Annotated in this window: 19 protein-coding genes, 7 tRNA genes and 1 pseudogene; 9 read left to right on the plus strand and 18 right to left on the minus strand. The window is 56.4% G+C overall.

All coding sequences use genetic code 11. The features are described 5' to 3' along the window. Positions 1–5 precede the first annotated feature (5 nt). Both ACIGG6_RS04520 and ACIGG6_RS04525 read right to left on the minus strand, forming a co-directional pair. Positions 6–1,022 carry a patatin-like phospholipase family protein gene (locus ACIGG6_RS04520; RefSeq protein ID WP_399842616.1) on the minus strand — a complete coding sequence of 339 codons (1,017 nt, stop codon included), beginning with the start codon at positions 1,020–1,022 and terminating at the stop codon, positions 6–8. 61 nt (positions 1,023–1,083) lie between these two features. After that, positions 1,084–1,974 carry an alpha/beta fold hydrolase gene (locus tag ACIGG6_RS04525; RefSeq protein ID WP_399842619.1) on the minus strand — a complete coding sequence of 297 codons (891 nt, stop codon included), beginning with the start codon at positions 1,972–1,974 and terminating at the stop codon, positions 1,084–1,086. Between the two features lie 324 nt (positions 1,975–2,298). On the opposite strand from ACIGG6_RS04525, the gene ACIGG6_RS04530 reads away from it, so the two are divergent. Further along, a complete protein-coding gene (locus tag ACIGG6_RS04530) occupies positions 2,299–2,757 on the plus strand; it encodes a LexA family protein (RefSeq protein WP_213262259.1) in 459 nt (152 codons plus the stop codon). Further along, a complete protein-coding gene (locus tag ACIGG6_RS04535; protein ID WP_399842719.1) occupies positions 2,754–4,139 on the plus strand; it encodes a Y-family DNA polymerase in 1,386 nt (461 codons plus the stop codon). The genes ACIGG6_RS04530 and ACIGG6_RS04535 overlap by 4 nt, the downstream gene beginning before the upstream one ends. Here ACIGG6_RS04535 and ACIGG6_RS04540 read toward each other — a convergent pair. Beyond that, positions 4,062–5,525, minus strand: a complete 1,464-nt coding sequence (locus ACIGG6_RS04540) for a sodium-dependent transporter (protein ID WP_399842621.1) — start codon at positions 5,523–5,525, stop codon at positions 4,062–4,064. The two genes, ACIGG6_RS04535 and ACIGG6_RS04540, sit on opposite strands and share 78 nt — an antisense overlap. Positions 5,526–5,588: 63 nt before the next feature. Next, positions 5,589–6,814: pseudogene (locus tag ACIGG6_RS04545) on the minus strand (YbfB/YjiJ family MFS transporter). Positions 6,815–7,005: 191 nt separating this feature from the next. On the opposite strand from ACIGG6_RS04545, the gene ACIGG6_RS04550 reads away from it, so the two are divergent. The 3 genes from ACIGG6_RS04550 to ACIGG6_RS04560 all read left to right on the plus strand — a co-directional run bounded on the left by ACIGG6_RS04550 (position 7,006) and on the right by ACIGG6_RS04560 (position 9,987). Continuing rightward, positions 7,006–8,265: a M20/M25/M40 family metallo-hydrolase gene (locus ACIGG6_RS04550; protein ID WP_399842624.1), complete on the plus strand. Its 1,260-nt coding sequence runs from the start codon at positions 7,006–7,008 to the stop codon at positions 8,263–8,265. Between the two features lie 378 nt (positions 8,266–8,643). Then, the gene (locus tag ACIGG6_RS04555) at positions 8,644–8,859 is read left to right on the plus strand and encodes a hypothetical protein (protein ID WP_399842627.1); all 216 of its coding nucleotides are present in this window, start codon (positions 8,644–8,646) and stop codon (positions 8,857–8,859) included. Positions 8,860–9,195: 336 nt separating this feature from the next. Next, positions 9,196–9,987 (plus strand): MipA/OmpV family protein, encoded by a 792-nt coding sequence (locus ACIGG6_RS04560; RefSeq protein ID WP_399842629.1) that lies wholly within the window; start codon positions 9,196–9,198, stop codon positions 9,985–9,987. Between the two features lie 65 nt (positions 9,988–10,052). On the opposite strand, the gene ACIGG6_RS04565 is transcribed toward ACIGG6_RS04560, so the two are convergent. Continuing rightward, on the minus strand, positions 10,053–10,739 hold the full coding sequence (locus ACIGG6_RS04565) for a type 1 glutamine amidotransferase domain-containing protein (RefSeq protein WP_399842631.1): 687 nt from the start codon (positions 10,737–10,739) through the stop codon (positions 10,053–10,055). A gap of 487 nt (positions 10,740–11,226) precedes the next feature. On the opposite strand from ACIGG6_RS04565, the gene ACIGG6_RS04570 reads away from it, so the two are divergent. Next, positions 11,227–12,009 (plus strand): CLCA_X family protein, encoded by a 783-nt coding sequence (locus ACIGG6_RS04570; RefSeq protein WP_399842634.1) that lies wholly within the window; start codon positions 11,227–11,229, stop codon positions 12,007–12,009. 178 nt (positions 12,010–12,187) lie between these two features. On the opposite strand, the gene ACIGG6_RS04575 is transcribed toward ACIGG6_RS04570, so the two are convergent. The 7 genes from ACIGG6_RS04575 to ACIGG6_RS04605 form a co-directional block, all read right to left on the minus strand. Then, positions 12,188–13,060: a diguanylate cyclase domain-containing protein gene (locus ACIGG6_RS04575; protein WP_399842636.1), complete on the minus strand. Its 873-nt coding sequence runs from the start codon at positions 13,058–13,060 to the stop codon at positions 12,188–12,190. A gap of 178 nt (positions 13,061–13,238) precedes the next feature. Beyond that, positions 13,239–13,326, minus strand: a tRNA-Ser gene (locus ACIGG6_RS04580). A 92-nt stretch (positions 13,327–13,418) separates the two neighbouring features. After that, positions 13,419–13,925, minus strand: a complete 507-nt coding sequence (locus ACIGG6_RS04585; protein WP_399842640.1) for a YiiD C-terminal domain-containing protein — start codon at positions 13,923–13,925, stop codon at positions 13,419–13,421. Positions 13,926–13,958: 33 nt separating this feature from the next. Beyond that, entirely contained in the window at positions 13,959–14,519 is a 561-nt protein-coding gene (locus ACIGG6_RS04590; RefSeq protein WP_399842641.1) for a nitroreductase, read from the minus strand. 28 nt (positions 14,520–14,547) lie between these two features. Then, on the minus strand, positions 14,548–15,381 hold the full coding sequence (gene queF, locus ACIGG6_RS04595; protein WP_399842645.1) for an NADPH-dependent 7-cyano-7-deazaguanine reductase QueF: 834 nt from the start codon (positions 15,379–15,381) through the stop codon (positions 14,548–14,550). Between the two features lie 54 nt (positions 15,382–15,435). Beyond that, positions 15,436–16,209 carry an ABC transporter permease gene (locus ACIGG6_RS04600; RefSeq protein ID WP_399842647.1) on the minus strand — a complete coding sequence of 258 codons (774 nt, stop codon included), beginning with the start codon at positions 16,207–16,209 and terminating at the stop codon, positions 15,436–15,438. Then, a complete protein-coding gene (locus ACIGG6_RS04605) occupies positions 16,206–17,168 on the minus strand; it encodes an ABC transporter ATP-binding protein (RefSeq protein ID WP_399842650.1) in 963 nt (320 codons plus the stop codon). Before ACIGG6_RS04605 ends, ACIGG6_RS04600 begins: the two co-directional genes overlap by 4 nt. Before the next feature lie 278 nt (positions 17,169–17,446). On the opposite strand from ACIGG6_RS04605, the gene ACIGG6_RS04610 reads away from it, so the two are divergent. Beyond that, positions 17,447–19,057: a methyl-accepting chemotaxis protein gene (locus tag ACIGG6_RS04610; RefSeq protein WP_399842653.1), complete on the plus strand. Its 1,611-nt coding sequence runs from the start codon at positions 17,447–17,449 to the stop codon at positions 19,055–19,057. Positions 19,058–19,234: 177 nt separating this feature from the next. Here ACIGG6_RS04610 and ACIGG6_RS04615 read toward each other — a convergent pair. The 6 genes from ACIGG6_RS04615 to ACIGG6_RS04640 all read right to left on the minus strand — a co-directional run bounded on the left by ACIGG6_RS04615 (position 19,235) and on the right by ACIGG6_RS04640 (position 19,802). After that, positions 19,235–19,309 (minus strand) — tRNA-Gly (locus ACIGG6_RS04615). 35 nt (positions 19,310–19,344) lie between these two features. Next, positions 19,345–19,420, minus strand: a tRNA-Glu gene (locus ACIGG6_RS04620). Between the two features lie 12 nt (positions 19,421–19,432). Then, positions 19,433–19,507 (minus strand) — tRNA-Gly (locus tag ACIGG6_RS04625). A 39-nt stretch (positions 19,508–19,546) separates the two neighbouring features. Next, positions 19,547–19,622 (minus strand) — tRNA-Glu (locus ACIGG6_RS04630). A gap of 4 nt (positions 19,623–19,626) precedes the next feature. Beyond that, a tRNA-Gly gene (locus ACIGG6_RS04635) sits at positions 19,627–19,701 on the minus strand. Positions 19,702–19,726: 25 nt separating this feature from the next. Beyond that, positions 19,727–19,802, minus strand: a tRNA-Glu gene (locus ACIGG6_RS04640). A gap of 362 nt (positions 19,803–20,164) precedes the next feature. On the opposite strand from ACIGG6_RS04640, the gene ACIGG6_RS04645 reads away from it, so the two are divergent. Both ACIGG6_RS04645 and ACIGG6_RS04650 read left to right on the plus strand, forming a co-directional pair. Next, the gene (locus tag ACIGG6_RS04645; protein ID WP_399842655.1) at positions 20,165–21,268 is read left to right on the plus strand and encodes a TRAP transporter substrate-binding protein; all 1,104 of its coding nucleotides are present in this window, start codon (positions 20,165–20,167) and stop codon (positions 21,266–21,268) included. 1 nt (position 21,269) lies between these two features. Then, positions 21,270–21,779 carry a TRAP transporter small permease subunit gene (locus tag ACIGG6_RS04650; RefSeq protein WP_062363644.1) on the plus strand — a complete coding sequence of 170 codons (510 nt, stop codon included), beginning with the start codon at positions 21,270–21,272 and terminating at the stop codon, positions 21,777–21,779. Position 21,780: the final 1 nt, after the last annotated feature.

Genomic DNA, 21,780 nt, shown 5'->3' on the forward strand with positions numbered 1-21,780 from the left:
GTTGTTTATTTAGTAGCGTCAGAGGCAATGCTAGGCATGCGCCGCTCCAAGGCTTCATCGGCCAAGTGGCGGCCTAAGCGGATGAGCTCCTTCGCCCGGTGAAACTCGTAGGTGCTGCATACCGTTTTAGGAATTTCGATCAGCACATCCGGTGGGTAGCCGGCTACCTTATATTTCGCCAGCGCTGCCTGGGTAATATCAAACGATTCCAGAATCATATCCAGCTTGCCCCACTCGCGCTTGCCGCGCAGGTCTACTGTTTCATCGTCGTCGCTCTCTTCACTGCTGCCGCCTAGGCCACCCCATAGCCGCCGCGTGGTCGCGCGCACCTCCTCCATCCAGCCGCCAATATTGGCGTCGCGGTCCCGCTCCAGGGCGGTGCGGCTGTCGCTACTCTCTTCTTGTGGCAGCAGCTCCTCTAGCGTGACCGGCTGCGGGCTGTGAGCGGTGACGTTCACCGCCACCACGAAATCCGCCTCATGGGCTGCCAACACTGGCATCATTGGCAGCGGGTTGAGTAACCCGCCATCCACCAATACCTGTTCGCCAATGTGCACGGGAGTAATCACCCCAGGCACCGCAATCGAGGCGCGAATGGCGCGTAGCAGCGGGCCGTTTTGAAACCATACTTCCCGCTGGCGCACGAGGTCGGTGGCCACGGTGGTCACTGGAATGGGCAGGTCTTCAATCAGCCGGTCGCCCACTAGCTCCTCCAGCTTGCTCATCACTTTGTTGGCACGCATCGCCCCCATGGGGCTCCAGGTCACATCGACCAGTTTGAGCACGTCCAAGTAATCAAGGTTACACACCCACTCCCGGTACTCCGGCAGCTTGCCCGAGGCGTAAATGCCGCCGATCAGCGCCCCCATGGAGCATCCGGCAATCGAAATAATCTCGAAACCACGCGCCTCTAGCGCTTCAATAACGCCAATATGCGCATAGCCCCTAGCACCGCCGCTACCGAGCACCAGCGCTACTTTATTGCCACCGCCCAACGTCCTCCCCGTTAATTGGCTGACCACGTTCTGCCCCTCCTTTGTGGCATGGCGTCTCATACGCACGCGCTTTTCTTTTGATGCGACGTTAACTGGTCGTGCATCTTTCTAAGCAAATCACCTCGGCCACACGCTCAACGGCCTGTGGCTCCAAATGCAGATGGTGGCCACCTGCCAGCACGTGCCGGGTGAGCCGCGGCACCGCCTGCCTTGCCTGGGCTGCCCAGGCGCGCTCGCCCAAAATCCCTTGCTCTCCTTCTATTAATAGCACGGGGGCTTGGATCTCAGCCAAAACGGCCAGCACCTGCTGCGGTGTAAAGCGCACCAGCGAGGGCTTGAGCAGGCGGCTATCGGTACGCATTTGTACTTTGCCATCGGCGGTGGCCTGGGTATTACGCTCCACTAACGGTGTAGCAGTGAGACTATCCAGCGGCGTGACACCACCTGCGACGCGGGCCGCCACGGCGCTCTCAATATCTAGGTAGCGGGGCGCGCGGGAAGGCGGCCGCCGGTGGGCGATAATGCCTTTGCGTAGCTGGCCTGCCGTCTCTTCAGCGGGTGTATTCAACGCGCCTAAACCATCTATCAAAATTAAGCGGGCTACTTTTTCAGGCAGCGCTGCGGCCAGCAGGCAGGAAACCGCTGCCCCCATCGAGTGCGCCAGCAGCGTGGTCTGCTCAAGGCCTAGCGCCTCCATGGCATCCAGCACATCATGGGTGTAATCCCATAGCGCGTAGTCGTTGCCAGCAGGGGCATGGGCTGAGAGCCCGTGGCCACGAAAATCGATCGCCACGATTCGAATATCCAGCGCGTTCACCAACTGCGGGGCTAAGCGTGAAAAGCTGGCGGCGTTATCCAGCCAGCCATGCAGCGCTAGCCATGTGGGCGCGTCACTACGCCCCCAGCTCAGCGCCGCTAGCCGCCCATCAGACAAGGAAAGCGGCTGAGGGGTCGTGCCCGCTCGGGAAGAGTCATTCATAAATGGTTATCTCACAGCGAAAATCCGGCGCGTCAGATGACGCTCTTAGGCGCAAACGTTACCATGCTCAGCGCAGCGCTTGTGCTGCTTTTACGCGGCCATGGGCCACAACGCTTTTCTTATTCTGATTGGAGAGATTGCCATGAAACCTCACCGCGATACCCGCGCCCGCAACCTTGTGTTCTTTATTACTGTCGTGAGCGCCCTAGTCGTGGGGCTATGGTTAGCCCGCTGAGGGCAGCGCTTGCAATTTCTCCCCCATGAATAAATACTGTTTAAATATACTGTACATAAACACACTATTTATTCATGAGGATGCCGACGATGCCGTCTCAACCCATCCATCTTGCAACAACCGTGGTTGCGACAGCCTTGCCGTTAACTTCTCAGCCGCTGCCTTTTCCTCTGCTCACAGGCCGTGCAGGTTTTAGCGGCTTTCCCTCTCCTGCCCAAGATTACGAGCCGCGCACTCTCGACCTCAATGCGCGGCTGATCAAGCACCCTACCCAAACGTTTTACCTCACCGCGACAGGGGACAGCATGGAGGGTTGGGGCATCTTTGACGGTGATTTACTGGTCGTCGACCGCAGCGTCACGCCGCGCCTAGGGCATATTTTGGTCGCCATGCTGGATGAAGAAGTGCTAATCAAACGCTATGCGCTGCATCGCGGCACGCCGCACCTCTGCTCGGCCCATCCCCACTATCCGCCGCTGCCCCTGGAAGGTACCGACTGCCAGCTATGGGGCGTGGTGCGCGCGGTGATTCACGAGTATCTGCCGTGATCGGGCTGGTGGATGCCAATAATTTTTACGTCTCCTGTGAGCGGGTGTTCAATCCGGCGTTGGAAGGCAAACCCGTTGGTGTGATGTCGAATAACGACGGCTGCGTGATTGCACGCTCGGCCGAGATGAAAACCATGGAGATCGCCATGGGCACGCCCGCATACCAGTTAGAGGGGCTACGCCGCCGCGGGGTAATCCACCTGCTCTCTTCTAACTACGAGCTGTACGGCGATATGTCAGCGAGGCTTGCCCAGCTGCTGCGCGATGCGTGCCCCGAAGTGGCCCCCTACTCGATTGATGAGATGTTTATTTATCTGGATGGCCTCAGTGATACCCAGTGCCAAGCGCTGGGCACAGCACTGCGCCGCCGCATTCGTCGCTATTTGGGGCTTCCGGTGTGTATCGGGCTGGCCCCTACGCATACGCTGGCGAAGCTCGCCAATCACCTAGCCAAAAAACAGCCTCACTACGCAGGAGTGTGTTTACTCCACGGTGAAAGCGCTACCACCCAGGCAGTGCTGAAACAGCTGCCGGTAAGCGATGTGTGGGGAGTGGGCAGGCGCCTTGCCGAACGATTAGCGGTCAGCGGCATTCGCACCGCCTGGGATTTGCGGGAGCACGACCCCAAACGGCTACGCAAACGCTTCTCGGTGGTTCTAGCCCGCACCGCCTTAGAGCTGCGCGGTACGCCCTGCCTAGAGTTGAATGCCGTTGAGCAACCCCGCCAGCGCATCATGACCTCACGCTCGTTTGGTAAAACCACCGGCGTGAAAGAGGAGCTTCACGCGGCGCTGCGCCGCCACACCCAGCGCAGTGCCGAAAAATTGCGCCAGCAAGGCAGCCTTGCCCGCGCCGTCCTACTGTTTTTAAACACCAACCGCCACCGCAAGGACCAACCCCAGCTGTCGCCTAGCGCGATGATTCCGCTTGAAGCGCCCACCGACGATACTCGCGTCATTCTGGAAGCCGTTCGCGAAGGGCTCGACCAGATGTATCGCCCTGGCTTTCAGTTTATGAAGGCAGGCGTGATGCTGCTGGACTTGGTGGATGCACAGCAGTATCAGCTCTCTCTGCTACAGCCAACCACCAAGGCGCACCCTCACTTGATGAAGGCGGTAGACGAGATTAATCAGAAGATGGGGCAAGGCACGCTGCGCTTTGGGATGACTGACGCCGACGCGCCTTGGCAGCTGCGCTGTGAGCACCGCTCAAGACGCTACACCACCTGTTGGGATGAGTTAATGGAGGCAGGCACTCACCCTGGCGCGCTTGCCGCCGCCAGGGTGAAGCGTGAACAGCAGCGCTTAGCGGGCGGAAAGCGCTTGGCGAAGGCGCGGGCTAATGGCTTCGCCCACCACTGCCACCAGGACCAGCAGCGCTAGCAGCACCGGCCAGTGGGCAGCAAAAGAGACTTGGTACAGGCCAAGGGCATCGATAAAAATCACCAAAATACCCAGCGGACTCACGTAGCGCACCATGGCTAGCCACAGCGTATAGGGCAGCGGCGCCAGCCCCAGCTCGTCGCGAAAGGTTTCGCTTTTCAGCACAAAACCGGCCAGTAGTACCATGCCCAGGCCACCCAGCGGCATCATCCAACGGGAGGTGAGGTAGTCCAGCCAATCAAAGAAGTTCTTGCCTGCCAGCGTCCAATCAGCGCCCAGGTTGAACGACAGCATCGCCAGCGTGCTGATCAGCCACAGCACAATACCGGTGGCCCACGAGGCGGATTTACGGCTCATGCCTTTGTTATCGCACAACCAAGAGACCGTTGCTTCCACCATGGAAATTGAGGAGGTTAGTGCGGCCATGGAGAGCATTAAGAAGAACAGCGCTCCGAACAGCGTGCCCAACGGCATCGCTTGGAACGCTAACGGCAGGCTCATAAACAGTAGCCCTGGGCCTTCACCGGGGTCCATGCCGTTGGCAAAAATCACTGGAAAAATCGCCAGCCCTGCCATCAGCGCTACCACGGTGTCCGCCACGGCCACGCTCAGCGTCGTGCGGCCAATGGAGGCACCTTTAGGCAGGTAGCTGCCGTAAGTCAGGATGGCACCCGACGCCAATGAGAGCGTAAAGAAAGCGTGGCCCAAGGCCGCCAGCATCCCTTCACTAGAGAGGCTGCCCGCCTTAAAAGAGAACAGGAAATCAACCGCGTCGCCGAAACCGCCGGAAAACATGCCGAATCCAATCAGCAACACCAGCATGAGGACCAGCCCCGGCATCATCCAGCTAACGCTTTTCTCGATGCCTTCTTGAACGCCTTTGCCGACAATGACCATGGTCAGCAGCGTGACCAGGGTACTCCAGCCCCCCAGCGTGATGGGGTTAGCGTTATTGGCCCCAAACACAGCAGCCATATCGTCAACGCTGGTGCCCGCCAAACCACCGGAGAGCATTTTCCATAAGTAAGAGAAGGACCAGCCGGCCACCACGACGTAAAACGATAGCACCATAAAGCCACACAGCATGGCCATCCAGCCAATCAGCGACCACATAGAGGAGCGGCCAGACTCATTCACTACACGGCGAATAGCATCAATGGGGCTACCACGCCCCCGGCGACCAAACGCAATTTCGGTCATCATTACCGGTACGCCCACCGCTAAGATGCACGCTAAATAGACCAGTACGAAGGCACCACCGCCATACTCCCCAGTGATATAAGGGAATTTCCAAATATTGCCTAGCCCCACCGCCGAGCCGGTGGCTGCCAACATAAAGCCCCAGCGGCCTAGCCACTGAATGCGAGGTTGCCCAGAAGACGCCATGACCTTCCACCCTGTCAGAAAAAAGCGCCTATCCTAGTGGATTTTGCTGCGAAAGCCCACGTATCACGGCGTGGCATAGCTTGCTTTTGCCTCGGCATCTAGCCGCTGGGCGGTTTGATCCACTCTGCGCAACCACGCCAACAGCAGCGCCCCGGCCCCTACAAAGCCACCAGCCAGCCATAGGCCCACATAATAATGACCAGAGGCTTCCGCGAGCATGCCGGTGAGCGCAGGAGCCACAATCTGCGCTGCGCCGTAGGCCAACGTCATTTGTCCCATCAAGCGGGCGGGGCTGGCGGGGTACAGCCTACCCGCCATGGTCAGCACTAAACTGACGCAGCCCAGGAACGTGCCGCCGTAGAGCACCGCGCTAATCAACACGCCCGGCAGCGTTGGGCTGATCGCAGGCAGCACAATGCCTACTACCTGCACCAGCATGGCCACAATCAGCGCGCCTAAGTAACCAATCCGCCGCGCGATTAAATCCCATAGCATCACGGCGGGTGCTGCGGCCAGCCCCACCAACGCAAAGGCCCAGTTTCCAGCTCCGGCCAGCAGCGGTTCGCGCTCCACAATCGCGACCAAAAACGTTGCGCTGATCACATAGCCATAGCCCGCACAAAAGTAGGCGGGCAGCATAAGACGCATAAAGGTGCGGCTAGGCGGCGTTGCAGGTGCTTGATGACTGGCAGCGCTGCCTACCACCGGTTTCACCGGGCGCGGTAACCAGCACCAGGCAGGCACCAGCAGCACCGCCCCCAACGCGCTAAAGCCCCACCACTGCGCTTGCCAGTTCATTGCCAGCACCAGCATCAGTTCTACCGCTAAAGCCGCCACCACAATGCCAATTCCGACACCTGCAAAGTGGATGCCCAGCTCGCCCCGCTGACGGTGCTGAATCAGCCAGTGCAAAATCAGCCCTGATGCCAACAGCATCGAGCCACTGCTGGAAAGCCCCGCCAAAAAGCGCAGCCCCGCCCATACCCAAAAGTGCTCGGTCAGCGCCATACCGCGGTGGTTAATACGGCCAGCACTAAGCCAATGCGAAACAGCGTGTCTTTGAGATAAATCGTGCGAATCGAGGCCGCCAGCACCGCTCCTAGCATATAGCCTGCGTAGTTCAACGCCGCTAGCCAGCCGCCATCGGCGTCGCTAATCCAGCTCTGCTGCTGCATCACCGGCAGTAGCGGCGTATAGGCAAACCGCGCAATGCCGATACATAAAATTTGGCTAAATACCCCCGCCAACAGCACTTTAAAGCGCTGGGCCTGAACGCTTGCAGTAGGCATGGACACTCCCTCGTCGTCACTATTTTTGTTGTGGTAGTGTGGCTTCAATGGATAGCCAGCTATCTTCCATCATACGCGGAAACCAGCGCCGTACTATCGGCTAAACGTGGCATGTGGAAGCAGCGCATTAGTGCTCGGAATCTGGCAGACTAACTCTCACGTTTCACCACCGTCATAAGCGAGTAAGCACGATGAGCGATACTGCAAAACCCTGGACGCAACCGATGCCCGACGCGCAGTTCAAACTGATGCGCGATATTTTGGCGGCCCCCAGCCCTGTTGGCCTGGAAGGAGCGATGACCTACGGCGTGCTGAAGCCCTACTTCGAGAGCTTCGCTCCCAGCGACTGGCATTTGCACCAGTTTAAAGGCAATGCGGGCGTGGTGCTGGATACCCACCCAGGCCGCGATGATATGTTCAAGCTAATGATCATCGGCCATGCGGACAAAATCCGCATGCAGGTTCGCTCGATTGGTGAAGATGGCAAAATCTGGATCAACACCGATTCCTTCCTGCCCGGCGTATTGATCGGCCATGAAGTCACGCTGTTCAGCGAAGACCCGGAAGCCCCCGGCAGCTACCGCAGCATTGAAGGCGGCACGGTGGAAGCGCTGGGTGCTATCCACTTTTCTGACCCCGCCCAGCGCGATGGCAGCAAAGGCATTAAGAAAGAGCAGATCTATCTCGACCTGCAAATTCACGGCGAGAACAAGAAGCAGCAGGTGCTGAACCTGGGCGTGCGTCCGGGCGACTCGATCATCTTCAACCGCCCCATTCGCCCTGGCTTTAGCCCGAACACCTTCTACGGCGCGTATCTGGATAACGGCCTGGGATGCTTTGTGACGGCGGAAGTCGCGCGCTTGATCGCCGAAGCGGGCGGTACCGAAAAAGTGCGGGTGATGTTTGCCATTGCCAGCTACGAAGAGATTGGCCGCTTCGGCAGCCGCGTGCTGGCCGGTGAACTCAAGCCCGATGCGCTGATTGGCGTGGATGTAAATCACGACTACGTCGCCGCCCCTGGCATTGGCGACAAGCGCATGCAATCGCTGGAGATGGGCAAAGGCTTTACGCTGTCGGTGGGTTCTATTGCCAGCGAGCAGCTCAACCGCATCATCGCCAGCGCCGCGAAAACGCAGGACATCCCCATGCAGCGAGACATTGTGGGTGTGGATACCGGCACCGACGGCATGGCTGGCGTGCTGGCCTCCATTGATAGCGCAGCAACCTCCATGGGTTTCCCGATCCGCAACATGCACACCATTTCGGAAACCGGTAACACCCAGGACGTGCTGGCTGCCGTTCATGCGTTGCACCACACCATTCAAGCGCTGGACGCCGTGCCGGATCTCAAACGGGAGTTCTTGGATAACCACCCCCGTTTAGACCAAGCCAGCCCACTTGCCCACCAAGGCAGCGACAAGCCCGAAAGCGACGAAGAAGCCTCCGCTTAAACGGCATAAAAAAACCCCGGCCATGCTTGGCCGGGGTAGTAGTAACTCCTCCGTAATCCTTCTTCACGAACCTCCTGTTCGTGCATCCCTGGTCTTGCAAGCGTTCCGTGCTTGCTCCTGCTCCTTAACACCTCTCCTTGTGTTACTACCCACCTTGAACCTTATATGTGTCAAATACATTAACCTGAGATAGAAATAGCAGCACTTTGATTAATTTTTTTGGTCTGTGCATTTTCAAGGGAAAACACCACCCAGGGATGCTTTTTGTAGCGCTCTGCTAGGTTGCTGCCTATACTTTTTTGGCACCCATAGTGATGCATTTCTACACGGACGTTACCACGCCTGAACCCATTCACCCCCTAGCGGTAGGAGGTCAGCGTGCGACATATCATGATTAGCTCGACAGTCCATGGTGTGGATATTATGTGCCGCCACTGCGGTAATGCAGAATCAGCCACCACACCATACTTAAATCGGTTTCGTCTTGAAGGCACCGGTAAAGACAGCGTGGTGCTGCGCTGTTTAAGTTGCCAAACGTCGGTATCGGCCCCCATGAGCCAGCTAAGCGCCCTGTTCTATCACCACGCCTGTTAATGGCCCTTGTCAACGCAGCAGAGAGTGCTCCGCTTGCCCATAAAAAAACCCCGGCCACTGCTGGCCGGGGTTTCATCAGGTCCTCCATAATCCTACTTCACGAACTTCCTGTTCATGCTTCCTTGTGCGCCGCAAGCACTCCCTGCTTGCACTTCCTTGTAACGCCGTCCCTGCGTTATGTGCACACAGTGCGCCCTATAGCCGTTGAGTTATCTAACATAGGATATGAAACGCTAAAAGTTTTTGCTTTATCGGCGGATAAACACACGACACCTTGCAGTTGCTTCAATCAAAAACATACAATCATGCACGTTTGCAACTTATAAGGACATACCCGTGACGACGAGCCACTCCCCTTTGACAACCACCACGGCAAAACGCCTCGCCCCCTGGCTAGCGGCTGCGCTGGGCATCGCCTTGGCCACACCAGCGTTAGCTGATAACTGGGAAGGCACCTTTGGTGCTGGCGCCACCTACGCCCCGGATTACCTGGGTAGCGACGATTACGATATCCAAGCGCTGCCAGTGCTCAACCTTACCTACGGTGACCAGCTCTCCATCAACCTGCGCGACGGTATTGCTTGGCACGCAATTCGCCAGGGCAACTGGACCGCTTCTCCGTTTATCGGCTATACCTTCGGGCGCGATAACGAAGGCGACATCAGCCGCTTTGAGAAAGTCGATGGCGGTGCCACTCTTGGCCTGCGCTTGAGCTATCAACAAGGCCTTTGGCGTTACAGCGTCTCGGGCAGTACGGCGGTGACGGGGGATGTCGAAGGCGCTAACTTCACAGGTGAAGCAGCCCTGCGCCTGCCCATGAGCGAACGCACGCTCTTCACTCTGACACCGAGTGTGAGCTACTCCAATGAAAAATGGACAGAATCGTTCTTTGGCGTCTCGGCACAAGACAGCGCCCGCAGCGGCATAGCGGCTTACACACCTGATGGCGGCTACTGGCGGGCAGGCATTAACGCAACGCTTAGCTACGCGTTAACGCCGGAATGGACCGCCACAGGATTTGTGGGCACCACTTATCTCACCGGCAACGCCTCTGATAGCCCGATTGTGGAAGACCTAGGCAGCGATTGGCAGGCATTAACCGGCGTATCGTTGACCTACCGCTTCTAAGTTGCAATATAAGGTGGCAAAACGGCGGGCCCACCACCCGCCGTTTTTACTATCGAGCCGCTCGTTTAGCGTGTCAGCCACGCCATCAGCGCTTCAGCTGTAGGTGCTGAAGAAGGCGGGTTCTGGCCGGTAATTAGCTGGCCATCTTCACGTACATAGGGCGTAAAGATACCGGCTTTGCTATAGATACCGCCACACTTCTGCAGCGCATCTTCTACCAAGTGCGGCACCACATCCGTGAGGCCGACAGCATCTTCTTCACCGTTGGTGAAGCCAGTAACTTGACGACCTTTCACCAGCGGTTCGCCGTTACTGTCTTTGGCATTTACTAGCACGATTGGCGCGTGACAAACAGACGCCACCGGCTTGCCCTGGGCAATGAAGGTTTCAATCAGTTTGATGGAGTCTTTGTCATCCACTAAATCCCACAGCGGACCGTGGCCTCCGGGGTAGAAGACTGCATCGAAATCGTCCGCTTTCATCTCGCTCAGCAGGTGCGTATTGGCAAGCTCTGCTTGGGCGGCATCGTCTTGCTTAAAACGACGCGTTTCGTCGGTTTGGCTATCTTCTGCATCGCTTTTAGGGTCCAGCGGCGGCTGGCCGCCTTTCGGTGATGCCAGCGTGACCACAGCTCCCGCGTCTTTAAACACGTAGTAAGGCGCTGCAAACTCTTCCAACCAGAAACCGGTCTTCTCGCCAGTATCGCCTAGCTGATCATGTGAGGTTAGTACCACTAGAATACGCTTGCTCATCTCGATGCTCCTGATAGTGAAGAGTGGGATAGCGTTGTGCGTTACTTTAATTACTTTGGGGCGCTCATCTAAGGTTACAAGCCCTATCTACCATCCGTGTATAAAAAACAATATTCTTTAGATTCATCGTTAACTCTTTGTTTTAATATGGGTAGTTAACATAAACCATCATTTACGTACTATTTAAGTACAATAAACATACAATATTATCTTGTACATCATTTAACCCTACCCTATAGTTAAAAAGGTTCGCGGCAGGGATACCGCGTCACAAGGGAATGTACGCTAAGGATCAGCGAATATTACCCACGGAAGGAGTCAGCTCAGGATGAGCGACGTGACACCACGGAAGGCTAGGTACTAGAAGCATTGGTGCTTAAAAAAGCGTCCTCATTTATGAGGGCGCTTTTTCATGGGTGCAAGGCTGGCTCATCACACCTTGGCCGCGTATCACAAGGCCATTCATGCAGACAGCAATAGGTAGAGAGTGAGTTTTCACGAACGAACATTTTTCCGCAACGGCCCTGCGCACCGCTTGGAATCGGCCAGCAGTTTTGGCTTGATTCGTCGCCAATTTGATTTTCGCTCCATCGAGATTGGCCGCTGGGTGACGAGCGCCGAGCGAGACCGAGCAGCGGAGCTATTTCACGATGCGTTTTGCGACCTAATGCTAATTCTCCAAGGTACCGAAACGCTGATTTCACTAAGGGGCTCTCTCGCGCTGCAATACGGTACTGGTGGCAGACCCGGTGTTTCCGCCCACTACGACCCTAGCCAGCGTAGCTTCGCGCTGGCCAAAAACGCAGGCCCTGGCAGTATTGCCCATGAGTGGTTTCACGCCTTCGACCACTACATTGCGCCCAAATGTTTTCACGCCGTACCTAACAGCGCCTTTGCTTCCGCTGCCTGGTTGGCCGACGCCAAGCCTATTCACCACACGTTAAATCAGCGGTTAATCGCCTGCTTTCGGGCCATTATGCTTCAGCCAGATGGCCAGCAGCCCAGCCCTCTGTTTCACCACTCTGCGGCGATGGATAAAGTGTTAGGCCAGCTCTACTACAGCAAGCCAGAAGAGCTATGCGCCCGAGCCTTTGAGGCTTTTGTGCAGGATGCCCCGCTCAAAAATCACTTTTTGGTGAAAGGCACCAAAAGCTCGCCAGAAGCCGAACGCGGCTTATACCCACAAGGGGAACAACGCGAACAAATTAATAGCGCGTTTAGCGACTACTTCACAGCGCTAGGCACAGCGCTGAACCACGCACGCGGATAAAAATGTGCGAAACCGCTAGCCAGCAGCTAGGCTTAAGGTACACTTATTTCTCAGAGGAAGAGAACATGCCGTCTACCACTACCATTGTTGTTGTCGTTGTTGTGATTGCCGTGGCAATTTTTGGCTTTAGCGGCGGGCTACCGTTTTAAAAGTTACCGTTTTAAAGTCAGTAGCTTTACTAACGCGAACGACGCCTTTTCATTCGGTACATTTTCACGTCTGCATAATTCAGTAGCGTATCGGCATCTTTGCCGTCTTCTGGGTAGGTGGCCACACCCACACTGCAAGACGGCATGCCGATACCGAGCATATTTCCCCCTCCCACCTCCGCCGCGAGCGGTTCAGAGAGCACCTCTAGTATTTGGGCAGCCTTTTCGATGGCGGCCTCTTTAGAGTGAACGTCGGTTAATATCACCGTAAATTCATCGCCCCCCATACGTGCCACCGTATCAGTCTCACGCACGCAGCCACTCAAACGGCGAGCTACCTCGCAAAGCACCGCATCTCCCACCGCGTGGCCATGCACATCGTTAATTCGTTTGAAGTCGTTTACATCTAAAAACAGCAGCGCAAAACGGTTTTGATAGCGCCTTGCCGTACTTAACGCCGCCTCCAAACGATCGTAAAACAGTGAACGATTGGTCAGTTTGGTGAGCGGATCGTGATGTGCCAGAAAGCGCAGGTCGTCTTCCGCTTGCATCTGTGCGGTTACATCTCGAGCAACGCCAATTCGTACTTGCTCTTCATCCGACCAACGGGCCGACCAAAGCACATGCACCACGCTGCCGTTCTTATGTAGGTAGCGGTTACGAAAATCGAGATGGGGCTGCCCATTCATCACCCGCTTAATGGAGGCTTTGGTTATAGCCAAATCTTCCGGGTGCATATAGTGAGTAATTAGCGTGCCTACCAGCTCATCGGCACGGTAGCCCAGCAGCGATTCGCAGGCATCGCTGATAAAAAGAATCTGATGATCCGCATCCACGACGAACACAGTGTCGAGCATCAAGTGAATCAGCTTAGGATAGAGCGCCTGCAAATCAACGGACATGGACAGCCTAGTTGGGTGGCTTTTCTCGAGTATAGACGGATCGTGGGTCGTCAGGGCAACTCTTGTGTTGGTGGGGGAGGCATTCTGCACGCTAAGGCATGAGCGCTGTTTGTTTATTCGCGAAAATCTCAGACACAAAAAAGCCCGCTGATTGCTCAGCGGGCTTTTTTAAATTCTGTGGCGGAGAGGGAGGGATTCGAACCCTCGAAGCCTTTCGACTTACACACTTTCCAGGCGTGCTCCTTCGACCACTCGGACACCTCTCCACATTTTAGCTCTGCTGTTAGGCGCTGCCTTTCTCAACAGAACGGCGCATATTCTATGGTCTAAGCCGTGAAATAGCAAGCCTTTTTCCTGCCTAGGCGTTTGGCAGCACGGCGTAGCGGCCTGTGGCTTCTAGGCAGAGCGAATCACCGCAGTAGAGCTGATGCGTTAGCTCGATGCTGCCTTTGCCTCGTTCGCTGAGTTTTACAGCAAGCTGTGCAGGGCCATCCGGATGGCTGGGGGCACAGGTCATGCGGTAGTCACCCGTGACCGGGGCAAGAAAGCGTTGGCTGGCCTCCGCGACCACCACATCCTGTGCCCTGCCCTGCTGGCGTAGCCAGAGGGTGACCCAGCACCAGCCTTGTAGCGTGGCTTGTGCACTTAGGGCGCCGCCAAAGCCGGTGCCTTTGTCGTTGAGGTTAGGTGTAATCGCTAGTTGCCACGTGAGCGCGCCGTTTGCTTGGCTCATGCAAGTAATGCCCAGCGCCTCTACCATAGGAATGGCTGCCTCCAGCCAATGCTGAAAAGCAGCCAGATCTTCCTCATCTTCCGGCAGCGGTAGGCGAGGATGTGGAATACCTAGTTGGCGAGGCTGGTTCATGGCGAACTCCTTGGCATCACAATTGGCAGTCGCTTAATCCCAGCGCTCGACAAAATCAGCGCTATTGTGGGTCGCAACCGATTTGTGGCGGCCCGCTAGGCTGCCCAGGTAGATAAACGCCACCACTTCATCGTCTTCTTCTAACCCTAACCCTTTGCGCACGACAGGATCAAACGCGTATTTTCCGCTGCGCCACATTGCCCCGAGGCCTAGCGCGTGGGCAGCCAGCAAAATGCCGTGAGCGGCACAGCCAGCGGAAATCACCTGCTCGATTTTAGGCACTTTGGGAAGGTCCGGCGTCACCTTGGCAATCACCGCGATAATCATCGGTGCGCGCAGGGGCTTTTTGCGCGCGGAGTTTAGCGTGTCGTCGCTGGCGTGGGGATCTTCCTGGAACTCAGCTTCGGCAAACAGCTCACCCAGGCGCTCCCGGCCTTCGCCGGAGAACTCGATAAAGCGCCACGGGCGCAGCTCTTTGTGATCGGGCGCGCGCAGGGCCGCTTGGTATATGGCGCTGAGCTGGTCGGCGCTGGGGGCAGGCTCAGCGAGCTTGCCCATGGAGCTACGTTCGTGAAGCAGCGTGAGGGCGTCCATGGTGACTCCTTATCCGTTATGGTGAGCGTTACTGGCGCGCCAGGCGCAGCGGGCTAGGGGGTGCTAAGCCCGGTGTGGCACGCCAAGGGCTGATGTCCAAGCCGCCACGGCGAACGTAGCGCGCCAACACCAGCAACTCTTCCGGCTTCGCTTGCTGCATTATGTCAGTAAAAATATGCTCGACGCAGTGCTCGTGAAAATCCTGGTGCTGGCGGTAGCCAATCAGGTAGCGCAGTAGCCCTTCTCGGTCGAGCTTGGGGCCTTTATAGCGAATCAAGACGCTTCCCCAATCCGGCTGACCGGTCACCGGGCAGTTGGATTTTAGCAGATGCGAATGCAGCGTCTCTTCGACGATCTCATCACTGGCAGTAAGGTGCGTGGCACTTGGCGTGTAGTCGCTAACCTCGATATCCAGGTCGTCTAAGCACTCTCCTGGCAGGCGCTGAGGGGCCAGTTCACTATCGTCCACCCCCAGCAGCTCAACGCTTACGCTGGCACCGGCAGCGCCGCTGAGGTCGCGCACTAGCGTCTCTTCTACCTCAGTTTGGCTGGCAAAGCGGGTTTGGTTGAGGCTGTTGAGGTAGAGCTTCCAAGATTTGGATTCAATCAAATGCGGGGAGCTGGCTGGCAGACGGAAGCGTGCCACGGCGACGATCGGTTTACCGCGGCCGTTGAGCCAGGACACCTCAAACGCGTGCCACTCGTCTTCGCCGACAAACGGCAGCGCGCCCTCTTCAATACCAAGCGGCGCGCGGTTGGCAGCACGGGGAATCGGATACAACAACCCCGCATCGTACTGCTCTGGGTAAGCGGAATCGCGCCCCAGGGGCGCGTGTTCTAAAGTGTCGGGGCGATGTGCCATGGAAACTCTCTCAGTCGTGCTAGTTCAATAAGCGCATTGCAGTCAGGCCATGAATCAGCTGCGAATGCCTTTGCCGCGTTCCAGCATGGTCAGTGCAACCATAAACAGTACGACGATAAAGGCGAAAATAGCCGCTAATGCCCAGCCTACCGGAATATCAGAAACGCCCAAAAAGCCGTAGCGGAAGACGTTCACCATATACAGAATCGGGTTGAGCATCGAGACGCCCTGCCAGAAATCCGGCAGCATCGAAATCGAGTAGAACACACCGCCCAAGTAGGTCAGCGGGGTCAGAATGAACGTCGGCACAATGGAGATATCGTCAAACTTATTCGCCAGCAGCGCGTTGATAAAGCCGCCGATGGAGAATAGCGCCGAAGTCAGCACCACTACCAATATCGTGAGCAGCGGATGCTCGATCGTTAAGCGGGTGAAGAACAGCGATACCAGCGTCACGATCAGCCCGACGCCTAAGCCTCGTGCCATGCCACCCAGAATAAATCCGGAAAGGATCACGCCATTGGGCATGGGTGACACCATCATCTCTTCGATGGAGCGCTGAAACTTATTGGAGAAGAAGCTGGACGCCACGTTGGAGTAACTGTTGGTGATCACCGACATCATGATCAGCCCTGGCACGATAAAGTCCATGTAGCTGAAGCCGTCCATATCACCAATGCGCGACCCAATCAGGTTGCCAAAAATGATGAAATACATGGCCATGGTGATGGACGGCGGTAGCAGGGTTTGCGGCCAGATTCGGGTGAAGCGCTTAATTTCTTTGAGCACCAGCGTCCATAAAGCCACGAGGGTTTGCATTGCATTCATGCGCGGGCCTCCTGCTTTTCACGCTGGTCGATGGCCTGCTGACTGCTCTCTACCATGGAAACAAACATCTCCTCTAAGCGGTTGGCACGGTTACGCATGGATACCACCTGAATACCCTGCGCGCTTAACGCACTAAACACATCGTTCAACTGCTGGCCACGGTGAATCACCAGCGCCAGCTGAGAGGGCTCGATTTGCTGCAGCTCAAAGCCTTCAATCACAGGCACTTGCGCAACCGGCTCGGCGAGATCCAGCAGGAAGGTTTCGGTATCCAGCTCCGCCAGCAGCTCGCGCACGCTGGTGTTCCGCACGATTTCACCATGGTTGATAATGGCGATATTACGGCAAAGGCTCTCGGCTTCTTCGAGGTAGTGCGTGGTCAGAATGATCGTGGTGCCTTCATCCTGATTAATACGCCGCATGTACTCCCACATGCTGCGGCGGAGCTCGATATCGACCCCCGCGGTAGGCTCGTCGAGAATCAGCAGCTTGGGGCGGTGCATCAGCGCGCGAGCTATCATTAGGCGGCGCTTCATGCCGCCTGAGAGCATCCGCGCACTGCCGTTGCGCTTTTCCCACAGCCCTAAATCGGTTAGCAGCTGTTTGGCGCGAGGCAGCGCTTCGCTGCGCTTCATGCCGTAGTAACCCGCCTGAGCCAGCACGATATCCAGCACTTTCTCAAACTGGTTGAAGTTGAATTCCTGCGGCACCACGCCGAGCTGATATTTCGCTTTGGCGAAGTCTTTATCAATATCGATACCGAAGATGGAGACTTTGCCCGCCGTTTTCTGCACTAACGAGCACACAACGCCCAGGGTGGTGGACTTTCCTGCGCCGTTGGGGCCCAACAGCGCAAAAAAATCGCCCTGCTGGACGTCTAAATCAATACCTTTTAACGCTTGGAAGCCGTTGCCATACACCTTGGTAAGGCCACGGATCGACAATGCCGGTTCGGCCATGAATATGTCCTGTCAGCAAGTGGGGAGCACAAAGAGCTAGAAAGGAGGATATCGGGGCAGGCGCATATTTTTTCAAGTTAGCGGCTTATAACGCTTGAACACCTACCGCCATGCCCCTAATTTCCCTCTATTTCGCACTACATTAAGTGACACTTTGCCACGCTATTACTGAGGCAACTCACCATTTAATACTTTAGTATTAGTTGCGCACCGCTCCTCCCCCTCCTCCTAGCGGCACCCCAAGAAGCACCCTTTTTAATAAGAGAACTCAATCAATAATGAGCACTACTACTATTACTCCGTCTTTAGGCATGAATGCCTATACCTCAACGCCATCTTCATCAGGAAATGCTCATAAAGGGCTTGCCGCTTTGCCACTGCGCCGACAGCGGCTGCTAGGCATCGCCATCTTGTGGCTGATCCTTGCCGTTATGATCGCGATCAACGCGTTTCAAAGCCGTGCGCTGCTCTACACCGAACGCGAACAGCGCATGGTGACCGCTGTCGATATCGCCATCTCAACCCTGGAGCACTTTCACCAGCTAGCCGAACAAGGCCAGCTCTCCAACCAGGAAGCACAGCGACAAGCCTTTAACACGCTGCGCGACGTGCGTTTTGGCGAAGAGGACAATTACCTATTCGCTTTTAATGACAGTCTACACATACTTGCCCACCCTAAACGGGAAGTGGGTGAGGATGTTTCCCAGGTAAAAGACCCGGAAGGCACGCTGATATTCCAAACCATGCTGGAGAATACCCAGGCAACGGGCAGCGGCTTTACCGAGTATTTCTCTAACTTCGCTCGGGGCGGTGATGCCCAACCGCAGGTTCGCGCCTACTCTGCCGCCTTTACCCCGTGGGATGCCTACGTTGCCAGCAGCGTTTTTGTGGGCGATGTGAGCAGCACCATCCTGAAACAGCTAATCGAGAGCGTCCTGGTCGGCATTTTGGCGGGAGCGCTGGTTACGCTAGCCTTCTGGGGCATGGTCTCGTTAATTCTGCGACGCTTAGGTGGCGAGCCCAGCTACGCCGCTAGCGTGGTATCGCGCATTGCCCAAGGCGATTTAACCGCCCCCGTGATACTGCAGCAAAACGACACCAACAGCCTGCTGTATGATATTCGCCACATGCGCGATAAGCTGCGCGATTCCATGCAAGAAATCCAAACGACTAGCGCTGCGGTTGACCACAACGCAGCGGATATTGCCGCTGGCAACCAGGAACTCTCGTCGCGCACCGAACAGCAGGCTGCCGCACTGCAGCAAACCTCCTCCAGCATGGAAGAAGTAACCGCGACAGTGCGCCAGACCGCCGATAGCGTAGAGCAAGCGAAAGAGCTGGTACGCAGCGCGGGGGAAACGTCTCAAGCGGGCCAGAAAGCCATTGGCGATGCGGTAGCCTCTATGCAAGAGATCACTGCGGAAGCAGACAAAATCACCGATATCGTCACGCTGATCGATAGCATCGCCTTCCAGACCAATATCCTGGCCCTTAATGCATCGGTTGAAGCGGCTCGCGCTGGGGAACATGGCCGCGGTTTCGCAGTGGTGGCCGGGGAGGTTCGCCAGTTAGCCAACCGCTCGGCCAGCGCTGCTAACGAAATCAAAGGGTTGATTAACGCCTCAAATGCGCAGGTCAGCAATGGTGCCGCCTTGGTAGATACCGCCAAGCAGCGTATGCAGGATATTGATCAGCGAATTCAGCGCGTAAACGACCTGTTCTCAGACATTACCGCCGCCACCCACGAGCAAACCCGTGGCATTGAGCAAATTAATGTGGCCATCGCCCAGTTGGATCGGCGACCCAAGACAACGCCTCGATGGTGCAGCAAACAGCCACAGCCGCCCAAGACCTTAAGCAGCGCTCACGGTCACTTAACAGCGTGGTAGGCCACTTCACGTTGGTGGATTAACCCTACAGCGCTCAGGCCTTACGCCTGGGCGCTATCATTAGCGCCGCCCAAACGGCACGCACGCAAAAACGCCGCTATTGATAAGCGGTGGATAGCAATAACTAAATTAGGGATCAGGCAATAAGGATTTCAGACTTCAGAAAAGAGGTTTGCATGGAGCGGGAAAAGAGATTCGAACTCTCGACCCTCGCCTTGGCAAGGCGATGCTCTACCACTGAGCTATTCCCGCAACGCAAACAGTACTGCGATGTTTTGTAAAGTGAGTGGCGTCCCATAAGGGGTTCGAACCCTTGTTACCGCCGTGAAAGGGCGGTGTCCTAGACCACTAGACGAATGGGACGTATCTGCTGTTTGGAGCGGGAAAAGAGATTCGAACTCTCGACCCTCGCCTTGGCAAGGCGATGCTCTACCACTGAGCTATTCCCGCTTAACAAGCTGTCACTCTACAAACTTCTCACTATCGGAATGGCGTCCCATAAGGGGTTCGAACCCTTGTTACCGCCGTGAAAGGGCGGTGTCCTAGACCACTAGACGAATGGGACGTACTGGAGCGGGAAAAGAGATTCGAACTCTCGACCCTCGCCTTGGCAAGGCGATGCTCTACCACTGAGCTATTCCCGCAACTCCGATACCTTAACGATTTAAGTGGCGTCCCATAAGGGGTTCGAACCCTTGTTACCGCCGTGAAAGGGCGGTGTCCTAGACCACTAGACGAATGGGACGTTTCATTGCCTCGTCGAGGTGGCGCGTATGTTACCCAGACCTCATCTAGCTGTCAAGCACTCTGATATCAAAACGTTGATTGGATGACGATTTGAGGATTTATCATCGCGCGCCTTGCGTGCGCAATCATAGTGCCGGGCGCTGCTTTTTCACCTCTATCTCGCATCATTGCGGTGCATCGGCTTTTTCCAATGTCAGCTGCGGTTAGGTAATCCCCTCTCTAAAGTAACGACAAACCGCTAAAAATCTTTCATTTTGAATAAAATCGATTTTTTGGCACACCCCTTGCAACTTCGTTAGTGAACAAACGACGTGCCTTATTTGCTAACCCTCGTTTACTCCTGACTGCTTGAGGTGCCTTATGTCCTTTACCCGTCGCAAATTCCTCACCACCGCTGCGCTCACCTCCACCGCTAGCTTGGTGCTGGGCGCACCCTCTATTGCGAAAGCCCAGTCTTCCGAACGGTTTAACTGGCGCATGACCAACGCCTACAGCCCCGGCTCACCTTTCTATGTAGAAGGCCCCGGCAGCCCCACCGATGTGATTGCCAAAATTAACGCCATGTCTGGCGGGCGTTTAAACATTCAGCACTTTTCTGCGGGTGAACTGATTCCTGCATTGGAAGGGTTCGAGGCGGTGCAAAGCGGCACCATTCAAATGAACGCGGCCAACAGCTACTTCTGGTCGGGCACTACGTTCGCTGCCCAGTACTTCACCACCGTGCCCTTCGGCATGAGTTTTATGGGCCACATGGCATGGCTGTACCACGGCGGCGGCTTGGAGCTATGGGAAGAGGTCTACGCGCCCTACGGCATGATCGCTCTGCCGCTCAACAACACCGGCGTGCAGATGACCGGCTGGTTCCGCGAGCCGATTGAAGACATCGGCCAATTGAACGGCCTGCGCATGCGCGTACCCGGCCTGGCAGGCAAGGTGTACTCAGCGCTAGGTGTCGATGCCCGTGTACTGCCCGGCGGTGAAATTTTCCCGGCGCTGGAGCGTGGCGTGATTGACGCCGCTGAATTCGTTGGCCCTTACCAGGACCGCCGTATGGGGCTGCAAAATGCGGCCAAGTTCTACCACACCACCGGCTGGCACGAACCCTCCACCACCGGCGAGCTGCTGATTTCCAAGCAGCACTGGGACGAACTGCCTGATGACCTGAAGATGATCGTGAAGAGCGCCTGTATGGCGGCCTGCCTGGAAAGCGTGACGTGGTCAGAAGCGGTGAACGGCGAAGCGATGACCGACCTTGTTGATAACCACGGCGTGACCGCCAGCATGCTCCCGGAACCCGTAGTGAGCGCCCTGCGCGAAGCCACCATGGACACACTGGCCACTGAAGCCAACGCCGACCCACTAGTGCGCAAAGTACACGATAGCTACATGGCCTTTAAGGCCAACCATGACCGCTGGGCAGGCGCCAGCGAACGTGCTTGGTTAAACGACATTATCGGGGTGTGATATGCAAGCCGTGGAACGTGTTGTCCACGGGATCGAGGCGGTGGTCCGGCTGTTTGGCTGGATCGCCGCTTGGACCTGCGTGGTACTAGTGGCCCTGGTCGCGGGCGATGTGGTGATGCGCTACTTTTTCAGCATTGGTGCCGTATGGCTTCAAGAGCTGCAGTGGCACTTAATCTCCCCCATTGCTCTGTTTGGTATGTCGTATCTGCTGTTTATGGGCGAACAGGTGCGGGTCGATGTGTTTTATGAGCGCTTCCCAGTGGCGCTACAGCGGGTAATTGAAGTGATTGGTGGCCTGCTGCTGCTCGCCATGGGGCTGTATATCGCTTGGCTCACGCTGCCCTGGGTGGAACAGTCCTACCTACGTAACGAAGCTTCCCCCAACCCTGGCGGCCTACCGCTTCGCTGGGTGCTCAAAGCCCTGATCCCCTTTGGCTTTCTCTTATTGGCAATGCAGGGCTTGGCCCACGCGCTGCGCCAAGGGTTTGCCCTATCAAGCCGAGGTGAATAAC

The sequence above is a fragment of the Vreelandella lionensis genome, assembly GCF_044543515.1.
GTDB classification, from domain to species: Bacteria; Pseudomonadota; Gammaproteobacteria; order Pseudomonadales; family Halomonadaceae; genus Vreelandella; species Vreelandella lionensis.